Origin of the sequence: Marinicauda sp. Alg238-R41, assembly GCF_947331485.1 — a bacterium.
GTDB classification, from domain to species: Bacteria; Pseudomonadota; Alphaproteobacteria; order Caulobacterales; family Maricaulaceae; genus Marinicauda; species Marinicauda pacifica.
The window spans coordinates 248,508-268,439 of sequence record NZ_CAMZOJ010000002.1 but is presented as its reverse complement, the minus strand read 5'-3'; the positions used below and the strand labels follow the sequence as shown (position 1 = coordinate 268,439).

The following is a 19,932-nucleotide window of genomic DNA, read 5'->3' as shown; positions in this document are numbered from 1 at the left end:
CGCCGGTCCACCTGCACGTCTTATCACGGGATCGTGGATGTGCGCGCGAAAGACATGCGCAATTGCCAGGGTAGTGAGTGCCTTTGGCTACGTGGGCTATAGGAGAGCGAAATGGGAGAAACGGGGACACACACCGGTTTCCCACCCAATTCTCGGTCGCGACTCTCTCAAACGATGATTTCCTGCAGCTGGATGCAAGATAACGCGCCGTATGGACGCCGGGCTCGCATCGTCCTTGCGAGGCGTTTCCATTCGATGACGGCACCATGTCCTGTCCGGGTTCCGGGTCTCGCTTCGCTCGCCCGGAATGACGAGAGCTTGGGGTTTTTGAAACCGGTCAAACATGCTCTTTCTCAGCGAAAGCTGGGACCCAGAGATCGTTGCGTGCCGTCATCTGATGACGACGCCCCGTCCTCTCCTGGGTCCTGACTTTCGTCAGGAAAGAGAGAGGTTTGTGGGCGTCACCAGGGGTTCAGGGATCGGCGATGGCCTAGATCGGCATGCGCAGGATTTCCTGGTAGGCCTTGATGACCTGGTCGCGCACGGCGACGACGGTTTCCAGCTGGACCTCGGCGGCAGCGACGGCGGTCACGACATCGACCAGCTCGGCCTGGCCGGTGGCGGCCTGGCCGGTGAGATTTTCAGCCGTGGAGATGGCGGCTTCGGTCTCGCCGACCGCATCCATCACCATCGAGCCGAAATCGATACGATCGGAAGGCTCGCCGCCCTGCAGCGGATTGGAAGAGCCTGCACCCGTCGCGTTCTGCGCGGCGGCGGCGTAGGCGCGGATGGCTGCGAGATCCATGGGTAGCTCCGTTTTAGAGCGCCGGGTCCGATCTTCTGATCAGCGAGAGCGCTTTGTCTCAGTGTGCGTCGTCAGACGTTTAGCGGCGCAGAAGTTCCAGCGTGCGTTCCATCATGCGGCGCGTGTTCTCGACCATGTTCATGTTGGCTTCGTAGGACCGCTGCGCTTCCTTCATGTCCATCAGCTCAACCAGGCTGGAGACGTTGGGATAGCGCACATAGCCTTCGGCATTGGCGGCCGGGTGACCGGGCTCGTGCACCAGGCGGAATTCGGAATTATCATCGGCCGCATCGGTCATGCGCACCACTTCCAGGCCGGTCAGCCGGTCGACCTCGGCTTCAAAGACGGGGACCTGGCGGCGGTACGGGTCTTCCTCCGGCGTGCGCCCGGTCGACTGGGCGTTGGCCAGGTTCTCCGCGATGACCCGCATGCGCGCCGACTGGGCGCGAAGGCCCGCGGCTGCGATCTGCATCGTTTCGCTGGATTTATCCATCGGTCAGATCTCCTGATCTATTGGGGCGGGCGCACGGCCATGCGGATCAGCGACAGCGACTTGTTGTAAAGCCCCATCGCGGTCTCGAACCGCATGCGGTTCTCGTTGGCGCTGACCATCTGTTCTTCAAGCACGACGGCATTGCCGTTGATCGTCGTTTCGCTGTCGGGCGCGGACTCGGTACGGAAGCGGCGCGGCGTGGTGATCGGCGTGCCTTCGATGTGCGCCTCGTTGGTCACGGCCGTACCGACCGGCGCCGACGTGCTCATCGTGCGCGAGCGCCCGCGCTGCACGTCTTCCACCGCCTGTTCGAAATCGGAACGCGACACGTCTTCGGGTACGAATCCGGGCGTGTTGGCATTGGCCACATTGTTCGCAATGACCCGCTGGCGCTCGGAGTGATAGCCGAGCGCCTGTTTGAGTACGCCGAGTACGCTGACATCATCCGCGCGCATTCTGAGCCTCTTAACGCTAGCTTGCCCCTCAAACTGGCTGCTTCGCGTTAAGAGCGGATTAACGGAGATTACCGCACCCGCGCGCGTCGAAGGCCTCAGGCTGGCGGGCAAGCGGAGCGGCGTCCTTAACGATTGGCGCGACTCTCGATAAGGAATTCATTAACGCTGACGCCACAAGGTCCGGTTTATCCTTAACACAAGGCAGAACGCCCGTGGACATGCTCGATTTCGCCCGCTACGTGGCCGGTCTCATCCTGGTGCTGGGATTGCTGGCAGGCTTTGCCTACATCCTCCGGCGCGGCTACGCGCAGGGCCTGCTGCCCGGCTTTCCCGGCCAGGGCTCCGTGCGGCGCATGCGTCTGGTCGAAAGCCTGATGATCGATCCGCGCCGCCGTGTCGTCATCGTCGAGGTCGACGAGACCGAGCATGTGGTCCTGCTCGGCGTGGCAGGCGAGACCCTTCTGGACTCGCGTGCGAGCCCGCCCAAGGCACCCGAGTTCGAGCCCGACATGCCGGACTCAGACCCGGCCAGCTCCGACGGCGAAGGGGTGTATTGATGACCCGCCGTCTTTCAATCCTCGCCCTGTTCGCCCTGGCCATCGCGGTCCTGGTGTCGATCGGTGCGCCGGCCAGCGCGCAGGAGCTGAGCCTGGATCTGGGCAGTGAAGGCACGCTGACCGAGCGGGTGCTCCAGCTTATCGCGCTGGTCACCATCCTCAGCCTCGCCCCGTCTATCCTGATCATGACGACCAGCTTCGTGCGGATCATCGTCGTGCTGTCGCTGCTGCGTACGGCCATCGGCCTGCAGCAAAGCCCGCCCAATGCGGTGATGATTTCGCTGGCCCTGTTCCTGACCGCCTTCATCATGGCGCCGGTCTTCACCCAGTCCTACAATGAGGGGATCGAGCCGCTCCTCAGCGGTCAGATCGAGACCGAGGAAGCCTTCCAGCGCAGCGCCCAGCCGGTGAAGATGTTCATGCTGGCCCATACGCGCGAGGACGATCTGGGCCTGTTCTTCGGTATCGCCAATGTCGAACCGGAAAGCCCGGAAGCGACCCCGGTCTATGTCGTGGCGCCCGCCTTCATGATTTCCGAGCTGCGCCGCGCCTTCGAGATCGGCTTCCTGCTCTTCATCCCCTTCCTGATCATCGACCTGGTGGTGGCCTCCATCCTGATGAGCATGGGCATGATGATGCTGCCGCCAGTCGTCATCTCGCTGCCGTTCAAGCTGATTTTCTTCGTGCTGGTCGATGGCTGGCGCCTGGTCACGGGCTCGCTGGTACAGAGCTTCGAAACCGGCCTCCCGCCGGGCGGGTGACCGCGCAGACCAGTTCTTTTCTGAAATCTCCGCCTTGCCGCCAGCGCGTCCCTACCGGGCGAACGGCGCTGACTAGCTCGCTTCTGCGGTCTCGATCAGCTCGTCATCGCGAAAGCGGCGGGTGAAGCCGGCCAGGAAGCTGTCCACCCCATCCATCGACCCCAGTTCGGACACCAGGTCGACGAGGCGCGCGTCGCCGGCGCTGCCGACTTCGCTGGTGATCAGGGAAAAGGCCGAGCCGAATGCCGTCTCGCCCATCTGGCGGGCATAGCGTGCCTCCAGACGCTCCACAGAGCTCGTGTCATCGGCCAGGGCATAGGCGATCGCGGCCCGCAGAATGTCATGGGCTTCACCCGGCTCAAGCGGCTCGGGCTCGCGCCAGCGCTCGCTATGGACCGCTTCGAACCGGCGTCCGGCCCCGGACCAGTCGCGCATGTCCCAGGCAATGCCGGCGCGCAGGATTTCAGCTTCCGCCGAGCGTTCGCCGCCGATCAGCTCCAGGGCGTGCTCGTGGCGTCCAAGATCGGCCAGAGCCCGCGCCTCGAGCAGACGGCGGGCCTCGACCACGCCGTCGGGCAGGCGCGCAATCCGCGTGCTCTGGATGGTCCGCAGCGCGTCTTCCGGGCGGTTGGCGATCAGATAGAGCCGGGCGAGATCCACCGCGATCTGCGCCTTGGCGTAGCCGGTGATGGCATCGCGCTCCTCGATCTGGTGCGCCAGGAGGCTGGCGGCCTGGTCGAGCAGATCGACCGCTTCAAGGCGCGCGGCGATCCGCCGGACGAGCCGGTCGCCCTCTTCGCCCTGCGGCGTCAGGTAATCATACTCATACCACAAGGAGAGCGCATCGAGCGGAGCGAGCGCGTCTGCCTCATTGTCCAGGAAGAGCCGGCGGAAGAGGTCGTCCATATCGGCACTGATCGTACGGGCGATCGGGCCGTCCGGGTGGCGTTGGCGGGCGGTTTCCCAGATTCTGAAGGCTTCGCCATAACGCCCCGCCCGACCGTAGAGTTCGCCCAGCAGCCGGGCGGTTTCGACTTCGGTCCGGTCGCCGCGCCAGCGATAGCGCAGACTTTCGAGCACTTCGGCGCCCTCGGCCGGACTGATGCGGTCGTTGGCGATTTCCAGGCGTACCTTCTCCAGAAGCGCGGGAACCTGGATCGGTTCGTATTGCGACGCGCCCAGCTCTTCGAAACGCGCAATGGCACGGGCGTGATCGCCGGTCGCCGCGGCCAGCCGGGCGCGGGCGAATTCGACCTCCGCGCGCTGGCGCAGGTCCGCCCCGTCGCTGTCGGCGACATCGAGCAGGGCACGGGCCGCGCCGATATCGTTGGTTTCCACCGCCGCGCGGGCCTGGGCGGCATGCACCCGGCCGCGCCAGGTCGGGGTAAAGAAGAACAGGACGTCCTGCCCCGCCTCGAAGTGGCGGCGTGCATCCGTCCACCGGCCCTGCTCCGCCGCGATCAGGCCCAGCCAGGGCTGGACCGACGCCTCATTGGCGAGCACGGGATTGGTGAAATAGTCCTGAGCCTGTTGATAGCGGCCCATCATGAAGCTTGCGGCGCCACGAAGCGCCAGCATTTCCGGCGTATCGGCCAGCTGCGGACGCGCCTCCTCGGCCAGGTCGGCGACACCCATCGCTTCGGACGCCAGTTGCCAGGAGAGGAAGAAGCGGGCCAGCGCCAGGAGCGCATCGGGTTCGAACTGGGAGGCCTGCCGCTCCAGACGGCGGCGCGCCTCGCGGTAATCGTCCCCCGCCCGCCAGCCGGCAAGGTCGAGAAAGGCCGGCGAGACCGGCCGCGCCGACACGCGGCCGGTGGACGGGTCTATTCCGCGCGACAGGGCCAGTCCGCCGGGACGGCCGATCACCGCGCCGCCCGGCACGCGGGCAATCTCCAGATCGTCGGCCAGAGGTTCGATCGCAACGCCGTGCGCAGAGGGCAGGAAGACCGCCTCGACCAGGCGCCGCCCGGTGAGCACGCCGCGGTTTTCGCCGGCCGCCGTGATCACGTGCAGCGTATCGCCGACGACCGGATCGCGAATCTCGCGCACCGAGCGCGCGCCCTCCAGCGCCACGGCGATACGCGCCGGCGCGTCGAACCTTGTCTCGCGCGTCAGGCGCACGGCCCGCGGCGGCTCGGCGAGCGCTTCGACAAAGCTCACCATCCAGGTACTGCCGGCCGCGCTGACATCGGCCAGGGTCGAGGCCGGCGCCACGAAGCGCACGGCCGTGTAGTCGGGACCGGTCCAGCTTTCATAGCCGGAGATCAGGGACCGGTTAGCGGCACTGAGTTCGCCAAGATCGATGTCGGCGGCGGCATCGAAAACCAGCCAGATCGCATCCGCGCGGCGGAAGACTGCGGCGCCGGGCAGATGAGCCCAGTTGAAGCTGAGCGAGAGCGCATCGCTGGCCGATCGCACAGTGACCGGCACGATGCCGCTTTCGGGCACCGGATCGGGCCGGGCCTCTTCGGTGTAAACCTCGGGCGCGTCATCGGGGACGTCCGGCGCGTTCTCACGGGCCTCCGCCTCGGTGGCGGCTGCGGCCTGCGCGTCGGCGTATTCGGTCAGCGCGCCGAGCATTTCCATCGGGCTGGCGGACACGGGGTCAAGCAGGTCGAGCACGACCCGGTTCGGCTCCTCCTGCCAGGCCTGGGCGCGCACGCCCGGCTCCAGCCGGAACTCCAGCGCGAACCGGCGCGCGTCGCTCTCGTCGCTGACCGCCTCGACCAGGCGCGGCGGCGTGCCGAGCAGTCCGCCCAGATCGGTCTCGCCAGGCCTCGAGAAGCTCAGTTGCGCGCGGCCTCCCTCGGTCTCCAGCGTGTAGGAGACCTCGTCCTCCCAGACAAATTCGATGCGGGTATATTCGCTGGCCTGGCCCCATTCGATCGTCAGCGGGGTCGGTGGCGGCGGCGCCGCGGCGGCCGCGGCAGCGGCGGCGGCCTGGCGCGCGCGCTCGGCCTCGGCGCGCCGGCGCTCGGCTTCGTAGGACGAGACGATATCGGCCAGGGGCGTGGCGCCGGGCTCCATCAGATCGATGGCGATAAGATTGTGGGAGACCGAGACGCGCGGTGTCACCGAGCGGTTCAAGGCGACCCGCAGGACCTGCCCATCCGGGTCGAGGCGCGCGCGCGCGATCAGGCCGGGCGCGGCATTGACCAGGCTCTCCGCGTCGCCGCTGGCCGGTTCGGACAGGCGCGCGATCAGGACCGAGCCCGCCACGATCTCGACCTCGGCGGAGAGGTCTCCGCCTTCGCTTTCGGGATAGGCCAGCTCCAGACGCGTGACGCCCGTCCCGGTCTCCACCTCGAAACCGACCGGCACCTGCGCGAAGGCGCTGGCCGCGGCCAGCGCGGTCAGGCCTACCCCTGCAAGAAGGGCACTCGCCAGGCGAGTGTGCAGATCAGTTCTGGACCGCTTCAAGTTCGGCCTCCAGCTGAGCCACCGTCTCGGGCGGCATGGAGCGGGCACGCAGGCGGGACGTCATGCTGGCGGCGAACACCGGATCCATGTCGGCCAGCTCACCGACGATGGCGGCGAATTTGCGGGCATTGCTGGTCTGCAGCTCGCGCGCCACGAGCAGCACGGTATCGGGATCGGTCTGGTCCATCTGGCGCAGGATGATGGCCGCCGCGTCGGGCTCGAGATTGGCGTAGGTGGCGACCAGATCGTTGACCTCGGACTGGCGCTCCTCGTCGAGCTGACCTAGCAGGGTCTGCAACTCGACCTGCAACTCTTCCATCCGGGCAATGCGCGACTGCACGCGCTGTTCGGCCACTTCGATCAGGCCTTCGCGCGTATCCAGCTCCGTCTCGCGCGCATCCAGGGTGCGGCGGCGTTCGGCCAGCGCGGTGAGAAGCTGGTCGCGGCTGGCCGAGCTGTACTCGCTGATTTCCGACGGCATGGGACGGGACGGACCGGACGGGGCCGCCTCGGGCGTTTCGGCGCCTGCCGCCTCATCGTGCTGCTCGCCAGGCTCGTCTTCGGCTGCGGGTTGGTCGGCGGGCTGGGCCGGTTCGTTCTGCGCCGCCTCACGCGCTTCGGCACGCGATTCAAAGAAGACCGACGCGCCATCGGCGAAGGTCAGCGCTTTCAGAACGAACAGCGCCCCCACCAGGAGGGTGATCAGCGCGAGGGGGCGGATTGCCGACATGACCAGAATTTCCTAGCGCAGGGTTTTCAGGGCTTCGAGCAGACGTCCGGAGGCCGGCTCGGCGCTGGCCGGCCTGTCGTCCTGGCGCGGCTCGCGCGGGCGCACCGGCCGGCCGGGCTCCACATTCATCTCGCGGCGGCGCGGGGCCTGGGCGAGGCGCTCGGCGCGGGACTCCCCGGCGCTGGTCAGGATGGAGAGCTCGTCGGCCATGCGGCGGGCTTCCTCGACACGCTGCTTGAGGTCGGCGCCCTGCTCGCGCGAGGCGCGGTCGAGCGCGGCCAGGCTGGCACGCGCGCGGTCGACCGCATCGTTGAGCGCGCCGATCGTGGCTTTCAGCCCGTCCTGGCCGTTGCGCAGCGATTTCAGGCGCTGGTCGACACGCCAGCACATGACCCCCGCGCCGAGCATCAGGACAGCGACAAGACCTTCAAAGATCAGGACGAGCGGGCTCATTGGAACCTCATCAGGTGGCGGCGCGCGGCCGGGGTGAGCGGGGAATCCAGACGAATGCCGACATTATGGTTGAGCCGGCCCATGCGCCCGTGGGTGAGCGGAATCGCGCCGCAACGCAATTCAACCGTGCCATCGGGCGGGGTATCGAGCAGCAGAGTGTCGCCGACCTTGAGGTTCATCACGTCGCCGAGCGGCTTTTCCAGCTCGTCGAGCACGGCGGAGACTTCCATCTTGGTCGACCACAGCTCGGTCGCCAGGTGGCTTTCCCAGATATTGTCGCGGCCGAACTTCTCGCCCATGAATTGCTGGAGCAGCATCTTGCGGATCGGTTCGAGCGTCGCGTAGGGCAGCATCAGCTCGATGCGGCCGCCGCGGTCTTCCATGTCGATGCGCAGCTTGACCAGGATGGCGGCGTTGGCCGGGCGCGCAATGGCGGCAAAACGCGGATTGGTCTCGATCCGGTCGAGATCGAACTCGACCTCGGTCAGCGGCGCGAAGGCCTGCTTGGCGTCGGCCAGGATGACTTCGATCATGCGCTGGACGAGCGTGCGTTCGATCGTGGTGTAGGGCCGGCCCTCGATGCGCATGGCCGAGGTGCCCCGGCGTCCGCCCAGAAGCACGTCCACGATGGAGTAGATCAGGTTGGAGTCGACCGTCAGCAGGCCGTAATTGTCCAGCTGCTTGGCGCGGAACACCGCCAGAATGGCCGGCAGCGGGATCGAGTTGAGATAGTCGCCGAACCGGATCGAGGAGATGTTGTCCAGGCTCACTTCCACGTTGTCGGACGTGAAGTTGCGCAGGCTCGTCGTCATCAGCCGCACCAGGCGGTCGAAGACGATTTCCAGCATCGGCAGGCGTTCGTAGGAGACCAGCGCGGAGTTGATGATCGCGCGGATGCCCGAGCGCTGGTCCTCGTCGTCATCTGAGACCGAGAAGCCGAGAAGGGAGTCGATTTCTTCCTGGTTCAGGATGCGCTCGGTGCCGCCGCCCCCACCGCCTTGCGGGAGGCCGGGCTCGTCACCGCCGCCGACCATGGCTTCCCATTCGGAGGCCAGATCGTCGCCTTCATCGCCGCCCATGGCGTCGAAGTCAGGCTGGTCGGCGGCGGCGGCCGCTTCCCATTCCGCGGCCAGCGCGTCCTGATCGATATCGTCACTCATGGGTCTGCGTATCCTGCTGCGTGGCGTTCAAGCGTTAGTTCACGACGAGCTGCTCGATCAGCACGTCATCGACGCGTGCCGGAGCAATCTCGAGATTCACCCGGCGCAGCAACTCCAGCCGCAGCCGGTAGAACGCGCCCGATCCCACAAGGTCCTCGGTGCGCAGCTCGCGCAGGAAGCCCTGGTAGCTGCTCACGATCTCCTCGTGGCGTGCCTCCAGAAGCTGGGCGGTCGCCTCCTCGGCGTAGACGAAGGTGAAACCGATCACCATCTGGTTGCTCGATCCCGTCCCGTGATTGATGGAAACCACCATCGGATCGGGATAGGTCGTCTTGTATTCGGCATGCGCCTCGGCCAGAGCCTGCTCGGCATCGCTGGCATGGGCGCCGCCCTCGCCGGCTTCCCCATGCTCGCCCTCGGCCACCTGGGCCTCGTCCTCGCCGCCGCCCAGGAAGAAGAGCGCGCCGGCAACGCCGCCCAGGATAAGGATCAGCGCAGGCAGGCCGATGAACAGGACCAGCTTGATGAGGCCCGGCTTCTTCTTGCCGCCCTCTTCGCCCTCGGCGCCTTCGCCATCGACCTCTTCGACTTCGTTTTCGTCTGCCATGATCGTCTTCCAGCAAGCCCGGGCTGTGCGCCCTTTGGTTAAGGATTAAGCCAAAACCCGGTTAACGATCCGTTTGGACTGTTGCCCAAGTCGGCAGTTTTTTCCCACTCCGTGCAGTGCCGGGCGCCTTTCTGCCGGGGGAAATTTCCGGCCATACTTTTAAGTTATTGTTTTTTCATACAATTAACCATGGCACGCAGCTTGCGATAGCTGTGAACCGTGACCCGCTTAAATGGCGGTTCCGGTGTCGACAGCGGCCAGAAAGGACGAAGGCGCCATGGATAACGCGATGATGATCGGCCTTGCCCGCCAGCAAACCTTGCGCCGGGCAATGGACATTTCAGCGAACAATATCGCCAACGCCTCCACCACCGGCTTCAAGGCCGAACGCGTTCTTCTGGAAACCGAGAACACGACGCGTGCACGCTCCATCGACGGGCCCAACCGGCTCAACTTCGTCGACGACTGGGGCGTCGGGCGCGACTTCTCGCAAGGCGCGCTGGAAGGCACGGGCCGCCCTCTGGACATGGCCATCGAAGGCGATGGCTTCTTCACGCTGGAGACCGACGCCGGCGAACGCTTCACCCGCGAAGGCCGCTTCACCCTGAACGGCGACAGCGAGATCGTCGCCTCCGACGGCGCGCGCCTGCTCGATGCCGGCGGCCAGCCCGTCCGCGTCCTGCCGGACGGCGGCGAGGTTGAAATTCATGCCAATGGCGAAATCACGCAGGGCGGTGTTGCGCTTGGCGTGGTTGGCGTCACCCGCTTCGAAAATATCGGCGAGCTGGAGAAGGTCGGCGACAATCGCTACGCCGCGCCGGAAGACTCCGAACGCGAACTCATGCTCGATGCCGTGGTCCGCCAGGGCTTCATCGAGAGCTCCAATGTCCGCCCGATCATGGAGATCACGCGGATGATGGAAGTCTCGCGCACCTACTCGTCCGTGACCCGCATGATCAATCAGACCGACGAACTCAGCCGCAAAGCGGTCGAGCGTCTCGGCCGTCCGTAATTCGCTAGAAGGATAATCCCATGCGCGCTCTGTCAACAGCCGCCACCGGCATGGAAGCCCAGCAGCTCAATGTCGAGGTGATCGCCCACAATCTGGCGAACATGAACACGACGGCGTTCAAACGTCAGCGGGCCGAGTTCCAGGACCTGCTCTATCAGAACCTGCAACAAGTCGGCACCCAGTCCTCCGACGCCGGCACGATTGTCCCGACCGGCGTTCAGGTCGGCCTCGGCGTCCAGACCGGATCGGTCTACCGGATCACCGACCAGGGCAGCCTGACCCAGACACAGAACCCGCTGGACATGGCGATCAACGGAAATGGCTATTTTCGCGTCCAGTTGCCCAATGGCGGCGACGCCTATACGCGAGCGGGCAATTTTTCCAAGAACGACCAGGGCCTGCTGGTGACATCCGAGGGCTATCAGGTCGCCCCGGGCATCAACATTCCCGACGAGGCCCGCTCGATCGACATCAATGCCCAGGGCCAGATCTCCATCATGCTGGATGGCGATCCCCAGCCGCAGATCATCGGCCAGGTCGAACTGGCAACCTTCCCCAACGAGGCCGGTCTCGAAGCCACGGGCGACAATCTCTACATCGAAACCGGCGCCTCCGGAGCGGCAAATATCGGCATCCCGACCCAGCCGGGCTTCGGTCTGATCCGCCAGGGTTTTGTCGAGAGCTCCAATGTCGACGCCGTCGGCGAGGTGACCGCCCTGATCCAGGCCCAGCGCGCCTACGAGATGAATGCGCGCGTGATTTCGGCCGCCGACGAGATGCTCGCCACTTCCTCCAACCTGCGCTGAGGATCGAAACGATGCTACGTTGCACTCTTGCCGCCCTGCTCATCTCGACCGCCTGCGCGATGCCCGCACTGGGCTCGGACGCGCAAACGGTCATCCTGCGCGAACACCCGGCCAGCGACGATCACATCATCACGCTCGGCGATCTGTTCGAGGGTCTGGACGACGAGACGCAGGTCGCGCGCGCCGGCGCGCCCGGCCAGTCGGTGTCGCTGGATCCGGACTATCTGCGCCGGGAAGCCTGGCGCGCGGGCTATGACTGGGCCAATGCCGGCGACCTGCAGCGTGTCAGCGTCTTGCGCGAGTCGCGCAGCGTCCCGGCGAGCACCATTACGCAAATGCTGGAAGAGGCGCTGTATTTCGATACCGGCCGCAGCCACCAGATCAGCCTGTCGAACCGCCAGCTCACCCTGCACGCCCCGCTCGACAGCGAAGGCACGCCGGAGCTGGTCTCTTTCGAGACCGATGCAGCCGCCGGCCTGTTCCGTGCCCAGATCGCGCCCTACCCCGGCGGCGAGCCGGTTCTGGTGACCGGCCGCGCGCAAAGCGTGGTCGATGTACCGGTCCTCATTCGCCCGGTTGCCCGCGGCGAGGTCATCACCGCCAGCGATGTGGAGTGGCTGCGTCTGCCCGCCGACCGCGTGCGCAACGACGCGATCCTGGATGCCGACACGCTGGTCGGCCAGGAAGCGCGCCGTGGTCTGCGCCCGGGCGAAGCGCTGCGCGCCTACGACCTGTCCGCGCCCGTCACGATCGAACGCGGCGAGACCGTCGACCTCATCTACCAGGTCGGGACGCTGACCCTGACCGCACGCGCACGGGCGATGGAGTCAGCGGCCGAGGGCGAGATGGCCCGCTTTGTCAATCTTCAATCGAACCGCACCGTCGAGGCGCGCGCCCATGGCCCCGGCCTGGCCCGCGTCGGCGGCTACGGCGCCGCGTCCTAAGGAGACCCATCTGATGCGACCCACTCTTACCCGGATGGCCCTGCTTCTGCTCAGCGCCAGCACCCTGACCGCCTGCGCCGCGGGCGAACGCCTGTCCTATGTCGGCCAGGCCCCGCCGATGAGCCCGATGGAAAATATCGGCTCGATGAATATGGGCGCACCCAATCCGGCGATCTACGGCTCCCAGGATCCCCAGACGCGACACGTCGCCCAGCTTCGCTCCATCGCCGCGACGCGCGGCCTGGACGCCAATCCGGGCTCGCTGTGGCGGGGCAATGCGCGCAGCTTCTTCGGCGACCCGCGGGCGGCCAATGTCGGCGACATCCTGACGGTGAACATCGACATTTCCGACCGCGCCCAGGTCTCCAACCAGACCAACCAGTCGCGCACCAACGATACCGATTCCAACCTGACGAGCTTCTTCGGCGGGGAGGCGGCGCTCGGCCAGTTCTTCAACGACGCGGTGGATCCCGCCTCCCTGGCCAGCTTCGGTTCGTCGACCGCCACGCAAGGGTCGGGCAGCGTGAACCGGTCTGAATCCATTTCGTTGACCGCGGCGGCCATCGTCGTCGAAGTCTTGTGGAACGGAAACATGATCGTCCAGGGCCGCCAGGAAGTGCGGATCAACAACGAGGTGCGCGAATTGCTGATCTCCGGCATCGTGCGTCCCCAGGACATCGAGCCGGACAACACGATCGACCACACCAAGATCGCCGAAGCGCGCGTGTCCTATGGCGGCCGTGGCCACATCTCCGACATGCAGCGTCCGCCGATCGGTCAAGAACTCTATAATCTTCTCTGGCCATTCTGATCCGTGGCGAAAGTCGGCCGCATCGGCTCTGCCCTCCCGGCACGGGCCGGTAGCGCCGATGGCGGGTCCTGGAGATAAGCAAGTTGGACGATCTTGTTCTGAAACGCTCCGAACTCGGTGAGCTGAACGTCTTTTGCGTGAAGCTGATCGGGACCAATCGGTACAAGGAAAGCCGGGCGAATGCGGAGAAGCTCTGCGACCGGCTGGTGCGGGAGAACCGCGCAGGCCTGCTCATGGACTACACGCAATGCACGCTCGATCACACGACCGAGCAGTTTGCCGAAATCGTCACCCTGTTTTCCGCGCGCGTGCCCAAGAGCTGCGTGATCGCCTATGTCTTTGCGCCCGAAAACATGATGCACGCCCTGCTGATGACCAAACGCCTCCACCAGGCCGGTTTCACGGCCGGGGCCTTTCCGGTCTTCGAGAAGGCCGAAGAATTTCTGGAAGAAAGACTTTCTTAACCGCGTCTCTCAACGAAATGCCAACTGCGCCGGCCTAGGGTGTCTCCAGATACAAAAAGAGGCCGCGTCGGTGGGGAACAGTGATTTCAGCTATAGTGGCCGGGTGCTGCCACCCGGCGATATCCTGTATCTGGGTTTGAAGGGCCGAATGTCACCGGCCACGACCCGGCGCAGCGTGCCGCGCGTTCGCGAAGCCCTCGTCCGCCGGGGATTGCGGGCGCTGGTGCTCGACTACAGCCGGGTCAATTTCCTTCACAACGAGGTCCAGTTCGATCACGTCACCGGGCGCCTGGCCCACCTCCTCCCCCGAAATCTGGTCACGGCCGTCGTCTACTCGTCCGCCTCCAAGCCCCATGCGATCATGCTGACGCGGGCCCTGCAGGCGAGCGGCCTGCTGGTCGGGGCATTTGCAAACCGGCGCGATGCCATCACCTGGACGCGGCGCGTGCTGACCCTGCGCGACACCACCGACATTGCGCTGGCGCGCAGCGCCTGAGTTGGGGCGGAGCATTAAAAAAGCCCGGCGCGGGCCGGGCTTTTGACAGTCTGTGCAGATGGCTTTGACTAGTCGTCGCGGTGCACACGCTCGGAGCGCTCGTGACGCTCCTGCGCCTCGATGGACAAGGTTGCCACCGGACGCGCTTCCAGGCGGGCCAGCGCTATCGGCTCACCGGTTTCCTCGCAATAGCCGTACTCGTCGGTCTCGATCCGGCGCAGTGCGGATTCGATCTTCGAGATCAGCTTGCGCTGGCGGTCGCGGGCGCGCAGTTCCAGCGCGCGGTCGCTTTCAGTGGAGGCCCGGTCGGCAAGATCGGGCAGCGAGCCCATATCCTCTTGCAGATTGGACAGGGTGGACCGGCTCTCGCGAATGATCTCGTCGCGCCAGGCCATCAACTTGCGCCGGAAATATTCCTTCTGGCGCTCGTTCATGAACTCCTCGTCCTCGCTCGGACGATAATTCTTGGGAAGTTCGATTTGCGAGACAGTGACGCTCATCCCTGGGATACTCCTCCCTTGGCACTCCCTGTCTGGAGCGGGCGAAAAATATCAGCGGTTCCTGGATAGTCAATCGGCACAAGCCGCGCGCACTACACTATGACACTGGTGTGAAAATACCGTGTTTTCCACACCTTACCGTTTTGTCACCTAAGCGTGATATTTCGCGAGCTCGACCGCGGCGCGAAGCTCGACTTCATCCAGGGCCGCTTCCAGCCGGGGATCGTCCACGCCGTCGCGTTCGCTCTTGAGCAATTCCATGAGGGCGGAGAGCTTGGCACGGGGGATCCCGCCGTCCAGCAGCGCCATTTTCAGATCGTCGAGAACGTCGAGCAGGGAGAAGGCCCGCTCGGTCGCGCGCTTGCGCGCCTCGCGGTAATCGCCGGCCGCCTGCAGCGTCAGCAGGGCGTCGACCGAGTTGATCGCGCTGGCTCCAGACAGGGCGCCGGCCGAGCCTGCCCCCGACGAGGCGCCGGCCGATTGCGGCGCAAAGCCGGAGCCGTCGCCGCCCGAAGACGACTTGCGCTTGGCCCCCGCAGGGCCCTGAAGATGGCGTGGTCCGTTGATTTTCATGGCGTGGACACTCTCACCGCTAATTGTGCTGCAGCCTGCTTAATCAGTCTTAAGAAGAATTTAAACACCCGGCCTGACCCGGCAATTCTTTCCGGGCAAAACCCGCCCCGGCAGGATTCGCCCCCGGCGCTGAAAACCTATCCAATTGATTTCCATCAGCATTTCTTCCATTAACCTTGGCACGGTTTTCGCATCCGGTTCGATGTGCTGATTAACACGCGCGGAGAACCGCCTGCCATGATCCGGATTATCGCCCTTCTTGTCGCTGCTGTCCTCACCACGGCTGCAGCTCACGCCAACCCGCGTATCAAGGATATCGCGGATGTGGAGGGCGTCCGGGACAACCAGCTGGTCGGTTACGGCCTGGTCGTCGGTCTCGACGGCACGGGCGACACGCTGCGCAACACCGCCTTCACGCGCCAGTCGCTCAACTCCATGCTGGAACGCTTCAACGTCAATGTGCGCGAAGCCGATCTGCGGACCGGCAACGTGGCCGCCGTGATCGTGACCGCCGAGCTGCCGCCCTTCTCGATGCAGGGCACGCGCATCGACGTGACCGTCTCCGCGCTTGGCGATTCCGACAGCCTGCAGGGCGGGGTGCTGGTCGCCACGCCGCTGATGGACGCAGCCGGCAATGTCTACGCCGTGTCGCAAGGCTCGATCGCGGTGGGCGGGTTCGCCGCCGAAGGCGACGCGGCCTCCATCACGCGCGGCGTGCCCACTACCGGACGCATCGCCAACGGCGCGCTGATCGAGCGCGAGCTGAGTTTCGACATGAGCGGGGCGCAGGCGATTCGCCTGGCGCTGCGCAACCCCGACTTCACCACGGCGCGGCGCATGGCCGAGGCCATCAATGCCTTTCTGGGTGGCCGGGTCGCCGAGGCCGTGAACCCCTCCATCGTGACGGTCTCCCTGCCCGCGCAATACGGCTCCGGCATCGTCGGCATGATCTCCGACATCGAACAGCTGCGCGTCCAGGCCGACATGCGCGCCCGGGTCGTCATCGACGAGGCCACCGGCACGATCGTCATGGGCGAGAATGTGCGGGTGTCCACCGTGGCCATCGCGCAGGGCAATCTGACCATCACCGTCTCCGAGACCCCGCAGGTCGTGCAGCCGGGCGCCTTCGCACCCGAAGGCGAAGCCGTCGTCGTGCCGCGCACGGAAGTCACCGTGGACGAAGGCATGAGCCAGCTGGGCCTGATCGAGGAAACAGTCTCCCTGCGCGAGCTGGTCGACGGCCTCAACGCGCTGGGCGTCAGCCCGCGCGACATGATCACCATCCTTCAGACCATCAAGGCGGCCGGCGCGCTGCAGGCCGAGATCGAGGTGCTGTAACATGGACGGTTTGCTGAACGGACAGGTCAACGCCGCCCTTCTCCAGAGCCAGGCTCAGGAAGGACCGCGCGTCAACCGGGTCGAGACGGCCGAACAGGCCCGCCAGGTCGGCGAGGAATTCGAAGCGGTCTTCCTGGCCCAGATGCTCGAGCACATGATGGGCGAGAGCACGGAGGACTCGATGTTCTCCGGCGCCGGCCAGGGCGCCTGGAAAGGCATGCTCAACGAGGAGTACGCCAAGGTGATGGCCAAGGCCGGCGGCATCGGACTTGCCGACGATCTGGCCCGCGAAGTGATGCGCTATCAGGATATTGGAGAAGACCAATGAGTGAACTGGCTGCCAACACACCGCTGGAACGCGCCGAGGCGCTGCTGCGCCTGACCCGGCGTCTGACCGAATTGCTCGATGCCGAAACGGCCTGCTTCGACGCGAAGAAGCCGCAGGACGCCATCCCGATGCAGACCGAAAAGCTGCAGCTGGCCAATATCTACCGGCGCGAGACGATGCTCGCGGCCAAGGATAACAGCCGGCTGGCCGGCGTCGGCGATGCGCTGAAGAACGAACTTCGCAGTGCCACGGAAACCTTCGAGGCGGCGGTGCGCCGCAACGGCGCCGCGGTCGAGGCGATGAAGGTTCTCACCGAAGGCGTGGTCAAGGCCATTGCCGACGCGGCCGCGCGCCAGAAGCGCGAGGAAGCCGGCTACGGGCCCGGTGCCCAGCAAAGCGGGCGCATCGGCTCCATGGCGCTCAACCAGAGCGCCTGACGCAGCGGCCGGTTTGACATCTCCTCCCCGGGCGTTCGACAGTAGCGCCAACCTGAAAATCAGGACTCTAAGGGGAGATCATCCATGAAAATCGTCAGTGCCGCGATCGCGGCCGGTCTTGCGCTGTCTGCGAGCAGCTTCGCCCAGGACTCCGCCGGGGACACGCTCACCGTGATCCATGCCGGACACCTTATCGCCGTGCCCGGTGAACGCGTCCGCGAGAACGCCTCCATCCTGGTGCGCGGCAACCGGATCGAGTCCATCCAAGACGGTTTCGTCACCCCGGACGGGGCGGAGATCATCGATCTTTCCGACGACTGGGTGATGCCCGGCTTCATCGACAGCCACGTTCACCTGCTGTCCCAGCAAGGCCCGCTGCGCCGGTTCGAAGGCTTCATCCTGAACCCCGCCGACATGGCGTTCAACGGCGCGGCCAACGCGCATACGACCCTCCTTGCCGGCTTCACGACGGCGCAGGATGTCGGCGGTAATTTCGAAGCGATCACAGCCCTGCGCGACGCGATCGAGGATGGCGACGTGCCCGGCCCGCGCCTGCGCGTGTCCGGCCCCTCCGTCACGCCGACCGGCGGACATGGCGACATCAACGGCTTCGCGTTTGACGTAATGCACATGTTCAGCTCCGAAACCGCCTGCAACGGCCCGTCCGATTGCCGGCGCGCGGTGCGCGAACTGGTGCGCGGCGGCGCGGACGTGATCAAGATCACCGCGACCGGCGGCGTGCTGTCCGACACGGCCGCGGGCGTGGAGCGTCAATTCTTCAATGACGAGCTGGACGCCATCGTGGAAGCCGCGCACCTGATGGGCCGCCGCGTCACCGCGCATGCCCACGGCGTGACCGGCATCAATGCCTTCCTGGAAGCGGGCGGGGATTCCATCGAGCACGGCACCTATCTCGACCGGGATTCCATCCGCCTGTTCCGGGACAACGACGCCTACCTGGTCCCGACCGTGATGGCGGGCGAGTTCGTCGCCGATCAGGCCGAAACCGCGGACTGGATGACGGACAATCAGCGCGCCAAGTCGCGCGAGGTGGGGCCGCAAATGCTGGAAATGGCGCGCCGCGCCCATGAAAACGGCGTGCAGATCGCGTTCGGCACCGATAGCGGCGTCTCTGCCCACGGCGACAATGCGCGCGAATTCGAGCTGTACGTGAACGCCGGCATGACGCCGATGGAGGCGCTGACGACCGCCACCGTCAACGCCTCGCGCCATATCCAGATGGACGATCAGATCGGCACGCTGGAAGCGGGCAAGCTCGCCGACATCGTGGCCGTCGACGGCGATCCGACGGAGAACATCTCCGAACTGACCGATGTCGACTTCGTCATGAAGGACGGCGTGGTGTATGTGAGCGAGTAATTCGACGTGCCGAAACGCCGGCCGGGCCCGGATATCATCCGGGCGAAGAGCCGGGGTCCTGCACGAAAACAGCGATGAGGTCCCGGCCCTGCGCGCTACGCGCCTGGCCGGGATTTCATGAAGGTGAGAAGACGGACGAATGACTGACCTGAACGAACAGTTTTCCGGCACGAAGACCGTTACCGACGCGCTGAAGTTCGACGAGTCCGCACTGGACGCGTGGATGACGGCCCATGTTGGCGACTATGCCGGCCCGCTCACCGTCACACAGTTCAAGGGCGGTCAGTCAAACCCGACCTACAAGCTGGATACACCGTCCGCGTCCTATGTCCTGCGACGCAAGCCGCCCGGCAAGCTCCTGCCCAGCGCGCATGCGGTGGACCGCGAATTCACCGTGATGAGCGCTCTGGGAAAGACTGGCTTCCCGGTGCCGAAAATGCACGGGCTGTGCGAGGACGAGAGCGTCATCGGGACGCCCTTCTACGTCATGGACTTCGTCAAGGGCCGGATCTTCTGGGACCCGTACCTGCCCGGCATGGAGCCCGACGAACGCGCCGCGCTCTACGACGCGTCGAACGCGACGCTCGCCCAGTTGCACAATATCGACTACGAGGCGATCGGCCTGGGCGATTACGGCAAGCCGGGAAATTATTTCGACCGCCAGATCGGGCGCTGGACCAAGCAGTACAAGGCCGCTGAAACGCGACCCATCCCGGCAATGGACAAGCTGATCGAGTGGCTGCCCGAGCATGCGCCCGAGCAGGAGCGCACCTCAATCGTCCACGGCGATTACCGTCTGGACAACATGATGTTCCACCCGACCGAGCCGAAGGTCATCGCGGTGCTCGACTGGGAGCTTTCGACCCTCGGCGATCCGCTGGCCGATTTCACCTACCAGCTGATGCAGTGGCGCACCCCGAAGGATATCCGCAACGGCTTCCTCGGCGTCGATCTGAAATCCCACGGGATTCCGACAGAAGACGAATACGTCAAAGCCTATTGTGAACGCACCGGGCGCGACGGGATCCCCAAGCTCGATTTCTATATTTCCTACAACATCTTCCGCCTCGCGGGCATTGCGCAGGGCGTGTATGCGCGCTCGCTGCAAGGCAATGCATCGAACGAACGCGCCAAGGATCTGGGGGCGCTGGTCGAGCCGATGGCCGAGTATGCGTGGGAGATCGCGCAGAAGGTTTGATTGTCGCGAACTCCCGGGTCTGTGCGAGCGGTGCGAGCCCGCCATCCGATGCTTCGAGGCCCGGCAAAGCCGGGCACCTCAGCATGAGGGAGGGGGCTGGATATATCCTTTAAAACAATGCCCTGGTGTCATCATCCCCCTCACCCTGAGGTGCGAGCGCAGCGAGCCTCGAAGGGTCGGATGACGCGTTCCTATCCAAATTCA

The 19,932-nt window shown here is 65.4% G+C and carries 23 protein-coding genes; 13 read left to right on the top strand and 10 right to left on the bottom strand.

All coding sequences use genetic code 11. The features are described from left to right. Positions 1-490 precede the first annotated feature (490 nt). From PGP17_RS09780 to flgB, 3 genes are all read right to left on the bottom strand, one after another. The gene (locus tag PGP17_RS09780; protein WP_135944216.1) at positions 491-805 is read right to left on the bottom strand and encodes a flagellar hook-basal body complex protein FliE; all 315 of its coding nucleotides are present in this window, start codon (positions 803-805) and stop codon (positions 491-493) included. A 79-nt stretch (positions 806-884) separates the two neighbouring features. Continuing rightward, positions 885-1,298 carry a flagellar basal body rod protein FlgC gene (gene flgC, locus PGP17_RS09775; protein ID WP_135944218.1) on the bottom strand — a complete coding sequence of 138 codons (414 nt, stop codon included), beginning with the start codon at positions 1,296-1,298 and terminating at the stop codon, positions 885-887. Positions 1,299-1,315: 17 nt separating this feature from the next. After that, a complete protein-coding gene (flgB, locus tag PGP17_RS09770; protein ID WP_135944220.1) occupies positions 1,316-1,753 on the bottom strand; it encodes a flagellar basal body rod protein FlgB in 438 nt (145 codons plus the stop codon). Positions 1,754-1,971: 218 nt separating this feature from the next. Here flgB and PGP17_RS09765 point away from each other — a divergent pair, with 218 nt between their 5' ends. Beyond that, a complete protein-coding gene (locus PGP17_RS09765; protein ID WP_135944222.1) occupies positions 1,972-2,310 on the top strand; it encodes a FliO/MopB family protein in 339 nt (112 codons plus the stop codon). Next, positions 2,310-3,071, top strand: coding sequence for a flagellar type III secretion system pore protein FliP (fliP, locus tag PGP17_RS09760; protein WP_135944224.1), 762 nt, complete (start codon positions 2,310-2,312; stop codon positions 3,069-3,071). Before PGP17_RS09765 ends, fliP begins: the two co-directional genes overlap by 1 nt. A gap of 72 nt (positions 3,072-3,143) precedes the next feature. On the opposite strand, the gene PGP17_RS09755 is transcribed toward fliP, so the two are convergent. From PGP17_RS09755 to PGP17_RS09735, 5 genes are read right to left on the bottom strand one after another with little or no spacing between them, the layout of a single operon-like run. After that, entirely contained in the window at positions 3,144-6,491 is a 3,348-nt protein-coding gene (locus tag PGP17_RS09755; RefSeq protein ID WP_270375186.1) for a tetratricopeptide repeat protein, read from the bottom strand. Then, positions 6,472-7,221, bottom strand: a complete 750-nt coding sequence (locus tag PGP17_RS09750; protein WP_270375185.1) for a MotE family protein — start codon at positions 7,219-7,221, stop codon at positions 6,472-6,474. The genes PGP17_RS09755 and PGP17_RS09750 overlap by 20 nt, the downstream gene beginning before the upstream one ends. A 12-nt stretch (positions 7,222-7,233) precedes the next feature. Next, positions 7,234-7,674 carry a DUF6468 domain-containing protein gene (locus PGP17_RS09745; protein ID WP_270375184.1) on the bottom strand — a complete coding sequence of 147 codons (441 nt, stop codon included), beginning with the start codon at positions 7,672-7,674 and terminating at the stop codon, positions 7,234-7,236. Further along, positions 7,671-8,834, bottom strand: a complete 1,164-nt coding sequence (fliM, locus tag PGP17_RS09740) for a flagellar motor switch protein FliM (protein ID WP_270375183.1) — start codon at positions 8,832-8,834, stop codon at positions 7,671-7,673. Before fliM ends, PGP17_RS09745 begins: the two co-directional genes overlap by 4 nt. Before the next feature lie 34 nt (positions 8,835-8,868). Then, positions 8,869-9,441 carry a flagellar basal body-associated FliL family protein gene (locus tag PGP17_RS09735; protein ID WP_135944232.1) on the bottom strand — a complete coding sequence of 191 codons (573 nt, stop codon included), beginning with the start codon at positions 9,439-9,441 and terminating at the stop codon, positions 8,869-8,871. A gap of 277 nt (positions 9,442-9,718) precedes the next feature. Here PGP17_RS09735 and PGP17_RS09730 point away from each other — a divergent pair, with 277 nt between their 5' ends. From PGP17_RS09730 to PGP17_RS09705, 6 genes are all read left to right on the top strand, one after another. Continuing rightward, positions 9,719-10,453: a flagellar hook-basal body complex protein gene (locus PGP17_RS09730; RefSeq protein WP_270375182.1), complete on the top strand. Its 735-nt coding sequence runs from the start codon at positions 9,719-9,721 to the stop codon at positions 10,451-10,453. Between the two features lie 20 nt (positions 10,454-10,473). Next, positions 10,474-11,259, top strand: a complete 786-nt coding sequence (gene flgG / locus PGP17_RS09725; RefSeq protein ID WP_135944236.1) for a flagellar basal-body rod protein FlgG — start codon at positions 10,474-10,476, stop codon at positions 11,257-11,259. A gap of 11 nt (positions 11,260-11,270) precedes the next feature. Then, complete coding sequence (gene flgA, locus PGP17_RS09720; protein WP_135944237.1) at positions 11,271-12,203, top strand: flagellar basal body P-ring formation chaperone FlgA; 933 nt, start codon at positions 11,271-11,273, stop codon at positions 12,201-12,203. 13 nt (positions 12,204-12,216) lie between these two features. Continuing rightward, the gene (flgH, locus tag PGP17_RS09715; RefSeq protein ID WP_135944239.1) at positions 12,217-13,014 is read left to right on the top strand and encodes a flagellar basal body L-ring protein FlgH; all 798 of its coding nucleotides are present in this window, start codon (positions 12,217-12,219) and stop codon (positions 13,012-13,014) included. 83 nt (positions 13,015-13,097) lie between these two features. Beyond that, positions 13,098-13,478 carry a hypothetical protein gene (locus tag PGP17_RS09710; RefSeq protein ID WP_270375181.1) on the top strand — a complete coding sequence of 127 codons (381 nt, stop codon included), beginning with the start codon at positions 13,098-13,100 and terminating at the stop codon, positions 13,476-13,478. Positions 13,479-13,626: 148 nt separating this feature from the next. Continuing rightward, positions 13,627-13,974 (top strand): hypothetical protein, encoded by a 348-nt coding sequence (locus PGP17_RS09705; protein ID WP_270375180.1) that lies wholly within the window; start codon positions 13,627-13,629, stop codon positions 13,972-13,974. A 68-nt stretch (positions 13,975-14,042) separates the two neighbouring features. Here PGP17_RS09705 and dksA read toward each other — a convergent pair whose 3' ends face one another. Next, the gene (gene dksA / locus PGP17_RS09700) at positions 14,043-14,474 is read right to left on the bottom strand and encodes an RNA polymerase-binding protein DksA (RefSeq protein WP_135944246.1); all 432 of its coding nucleotides are present in this window, start codon (positions 14,472-14,474) and stop codon (positions 14,043-14,045) included. A gap of 150 nt (positions 14,475-14,624) precedes the next feature. Then, positions 14,625-15,047: a flagellar assembly protein FliX gene (locus tag PGP17_RS09695; RefSeq protein ID WP_135944248.1), complete on the bottom strand. Its 423-nt coding sequence runs from the start codon at positions 15,045-15,047 to the stop codon at positions 14,625-14,627. 237 nt (positions 15,048-15,284) lie between these two features. On the opposite strand from PGP17_RS09695, the gene PGP17_RS09690 reads away from it, so the two are divergent. From PGP17_RS09690 to PGP17_RS09670, 5 genes are all read left to right on the top strand, one after another. Then, on the top strand, positions 15,285-16,385 hold the full coding sequence (locus tag PGP17_RS09690) for a flagellar basal body P-ring protein FlgI (protein ID WP_270375179.1): 1,101 nt from the start codon (positions 15,285-15,287) through the stop codon (positions 16,383-16,385). A gap of 1 nt (position 16,386) precedes the next feature. Continuing rightward, positions 16,387-16,713: a rod-binding protein gene (locus PGP17_RS09685; protein WP_135944252.1), complete on the top strand. Its 327-nt coding sequence runs from the start codon at positions 16,387-16,389 to the stop codon at positions 16,711-16,713. Then, positions 16,710-17,150 (top strand): flagellar basal-body protein FlbY, encoded by a 441-nt coding sequence (locus PGP17_RS09680; RefSeq protein ID WP_135944254.1) that lies wholly within the window; start codon positions 16,710-16,712, stop codon positions 17,148-17,150. The genes PGP17_RS09685 and PGP17_RS09680 overlap by 4 nt, the downstream gene beginning before the upstream one ends. A gap of 84 nt (positions 17,151-17,234) precedes the next feature. Next, on the top strand, positions 17,235-18,530 hold the full coding sequence (locus tag PGP17_RS09675) for an amidohydrolase family protein (protein ID WP_270375178.1): 1,296 nt from the start codon (positions 17,235-17,237) through the stop codon (positions 18,528-18,530). Positions 18,531-18,669: 139 nt separating this feature from the next. Beyond that, positions 18,670-19,728 carry a phosphotransferase family protein gene (locus PGP17_RS09670; protein WP_135944258.1) on the top strand — a complete coding sequence of 353 codons (1,059 nt, stop codon included), beginning with the start codon at positions 18,670-18,672 and terminating at the stop codon, positions 19,726-19,728. The last annotated feature ends 204 nt before the right edge of the window (positions 19,729-19,932 follow it).

Coding starts and splice junctions, on each gene's coding strand:
- PGP17_RS09780 (WP_135944216.1), bottom strand. CDS start 805: ATGGATCTCGCAGCCATCCGCGCCTACGCCGCCGCCGCGCAGAACGCG.
- flgC (WP_135944218.1), bottom strand. CDS start 1,298: ATGGATAAATCCAGCGAAACGATGCAGATCGCAGCCGCGGGCCTTCGC.
- flgB (WP_135944220.1), bottom strand. CDS start 1,753: ATGCGCGCGGATGATGTCAGCGTACTCGGCGTACTCAAACAGGCGCTC.
- PGP17_RS09765 (WP_135944222.1), top strand. CDS start 1,972: ATGCTCGATTTCGCCCGCTACGTGGCCGGTCTCATCCTGGTGCTGGGA.
- fliP (WP_135944224.1), top strand. CDS start 2,310: ATGACCCGCCGTCTTTCAATCCTCGCCCTGTTCGCCCTGGCCATCGCG.
- PGP17_RS09750 (WP_270375185.1), bottom strand. CDS start 7,221: ATGTCGGCAATCCGCCCCCTCGCGCTGATCACCCTCCTGGTGGGGGCG.
- PGP17_RS09745 (WP_270375184.1), bottom strand. CDS start 7,674: ATGAGCCCGCTCGTCCTGATCTTTGAAGGTCTTGTCGCTGTCCTGATG.
- fliM (WP_270375183.1), bottom strand. CDS start 8,834: ATGAGTGACGATATCGATCAGGACGCGCTGGCCGCGGAATGGGAAGCG.
- PGP17_RS09735 (WP_135944232.1), bottom strand. CDS start 9,441: ATGGCAGACGAAAACGAAGTCGAAGAGGTCGATGGCGAAGGCGCCGAG.
- PGP17_RS09730 (WP_270375182.1), top strand. CDS start 9,719: ATGGATAACGCGATGATGATCGGCCTTGCCCGCCAGCAAACCTTGCGC.
- flgG (WP_135944236.1), top strand. CDS start 10,474: ATGCGCGCTCTGTCAACAGCCGCCACCGGCATGGAAGCCCAGCAGCTC.
- flgA (WP_135944237.1), top strand. CDS start 11,271: ATGCTACGTTGCACTCTTGCCGCCCTGCTCATCTCGACCGCCTGCGCG.
- flgH (WP_135944239.1), top strand. CDS start 12,217: ATGCGACCCACTCTTACCCGGATGGCCCTGCTTCTGCTCAGCGCCAGC.
- PGP17_RS09705 (WP_270375180.1), top strand. CDS start 13,627: ATGTCACCGGCCACGACCCGGCGCAGCGTGCCGCGCGTTCGCGAAGCC.
- dksA (WP_135944246.1), bottom strand. CDS start 14,474: ATGAGCGTCACTGTCTCGCAAATCGAACTTCCCAAGAATTATCGTCCG.
- PGP17_RS09695 (WP_135944248.1), bottom strand. CDS start 15,047: ATGAAAATCAACGGACCACGCCATCTTCAGGGCCCTGCGGGGGCCAAG.
- PGP17_RS09690 (WP_270375179.1), top strand. CDS start 15,285: ATGATCCGGATTATCGCCCTTCTTGTCGCTGCTGTCCTCACCACGGCT.
- PGP17_RS09685 (WP_135944252.1), top strand. CDS start 16,387: ATGGACGGTTTGCTGAACGGACAGGTCAACGCCGCCCTTCTCCAGAGC.
- PGP17_RS09680 (WP_135944254.1), top strand. CDS start 16,710: ATGAGTGAACTGGCTGCCAACACACCGCTGGAACGCGCCGAGGCGCTG.
- PGP17_RS09675 (WP_270375178.1), top strand. CDS start 17,235: ATGAAAATCGTCAGTGCCGCGATCGCGGCCGGTCTTGCGCTGTCTGCG.
- PGP17_RS09670 (WP_135944258.1), top strand. CDS start 18,670: ATGACTGACCTGAACGAACAGTTTTCCGGCACGAAGACCGTTACCGAC.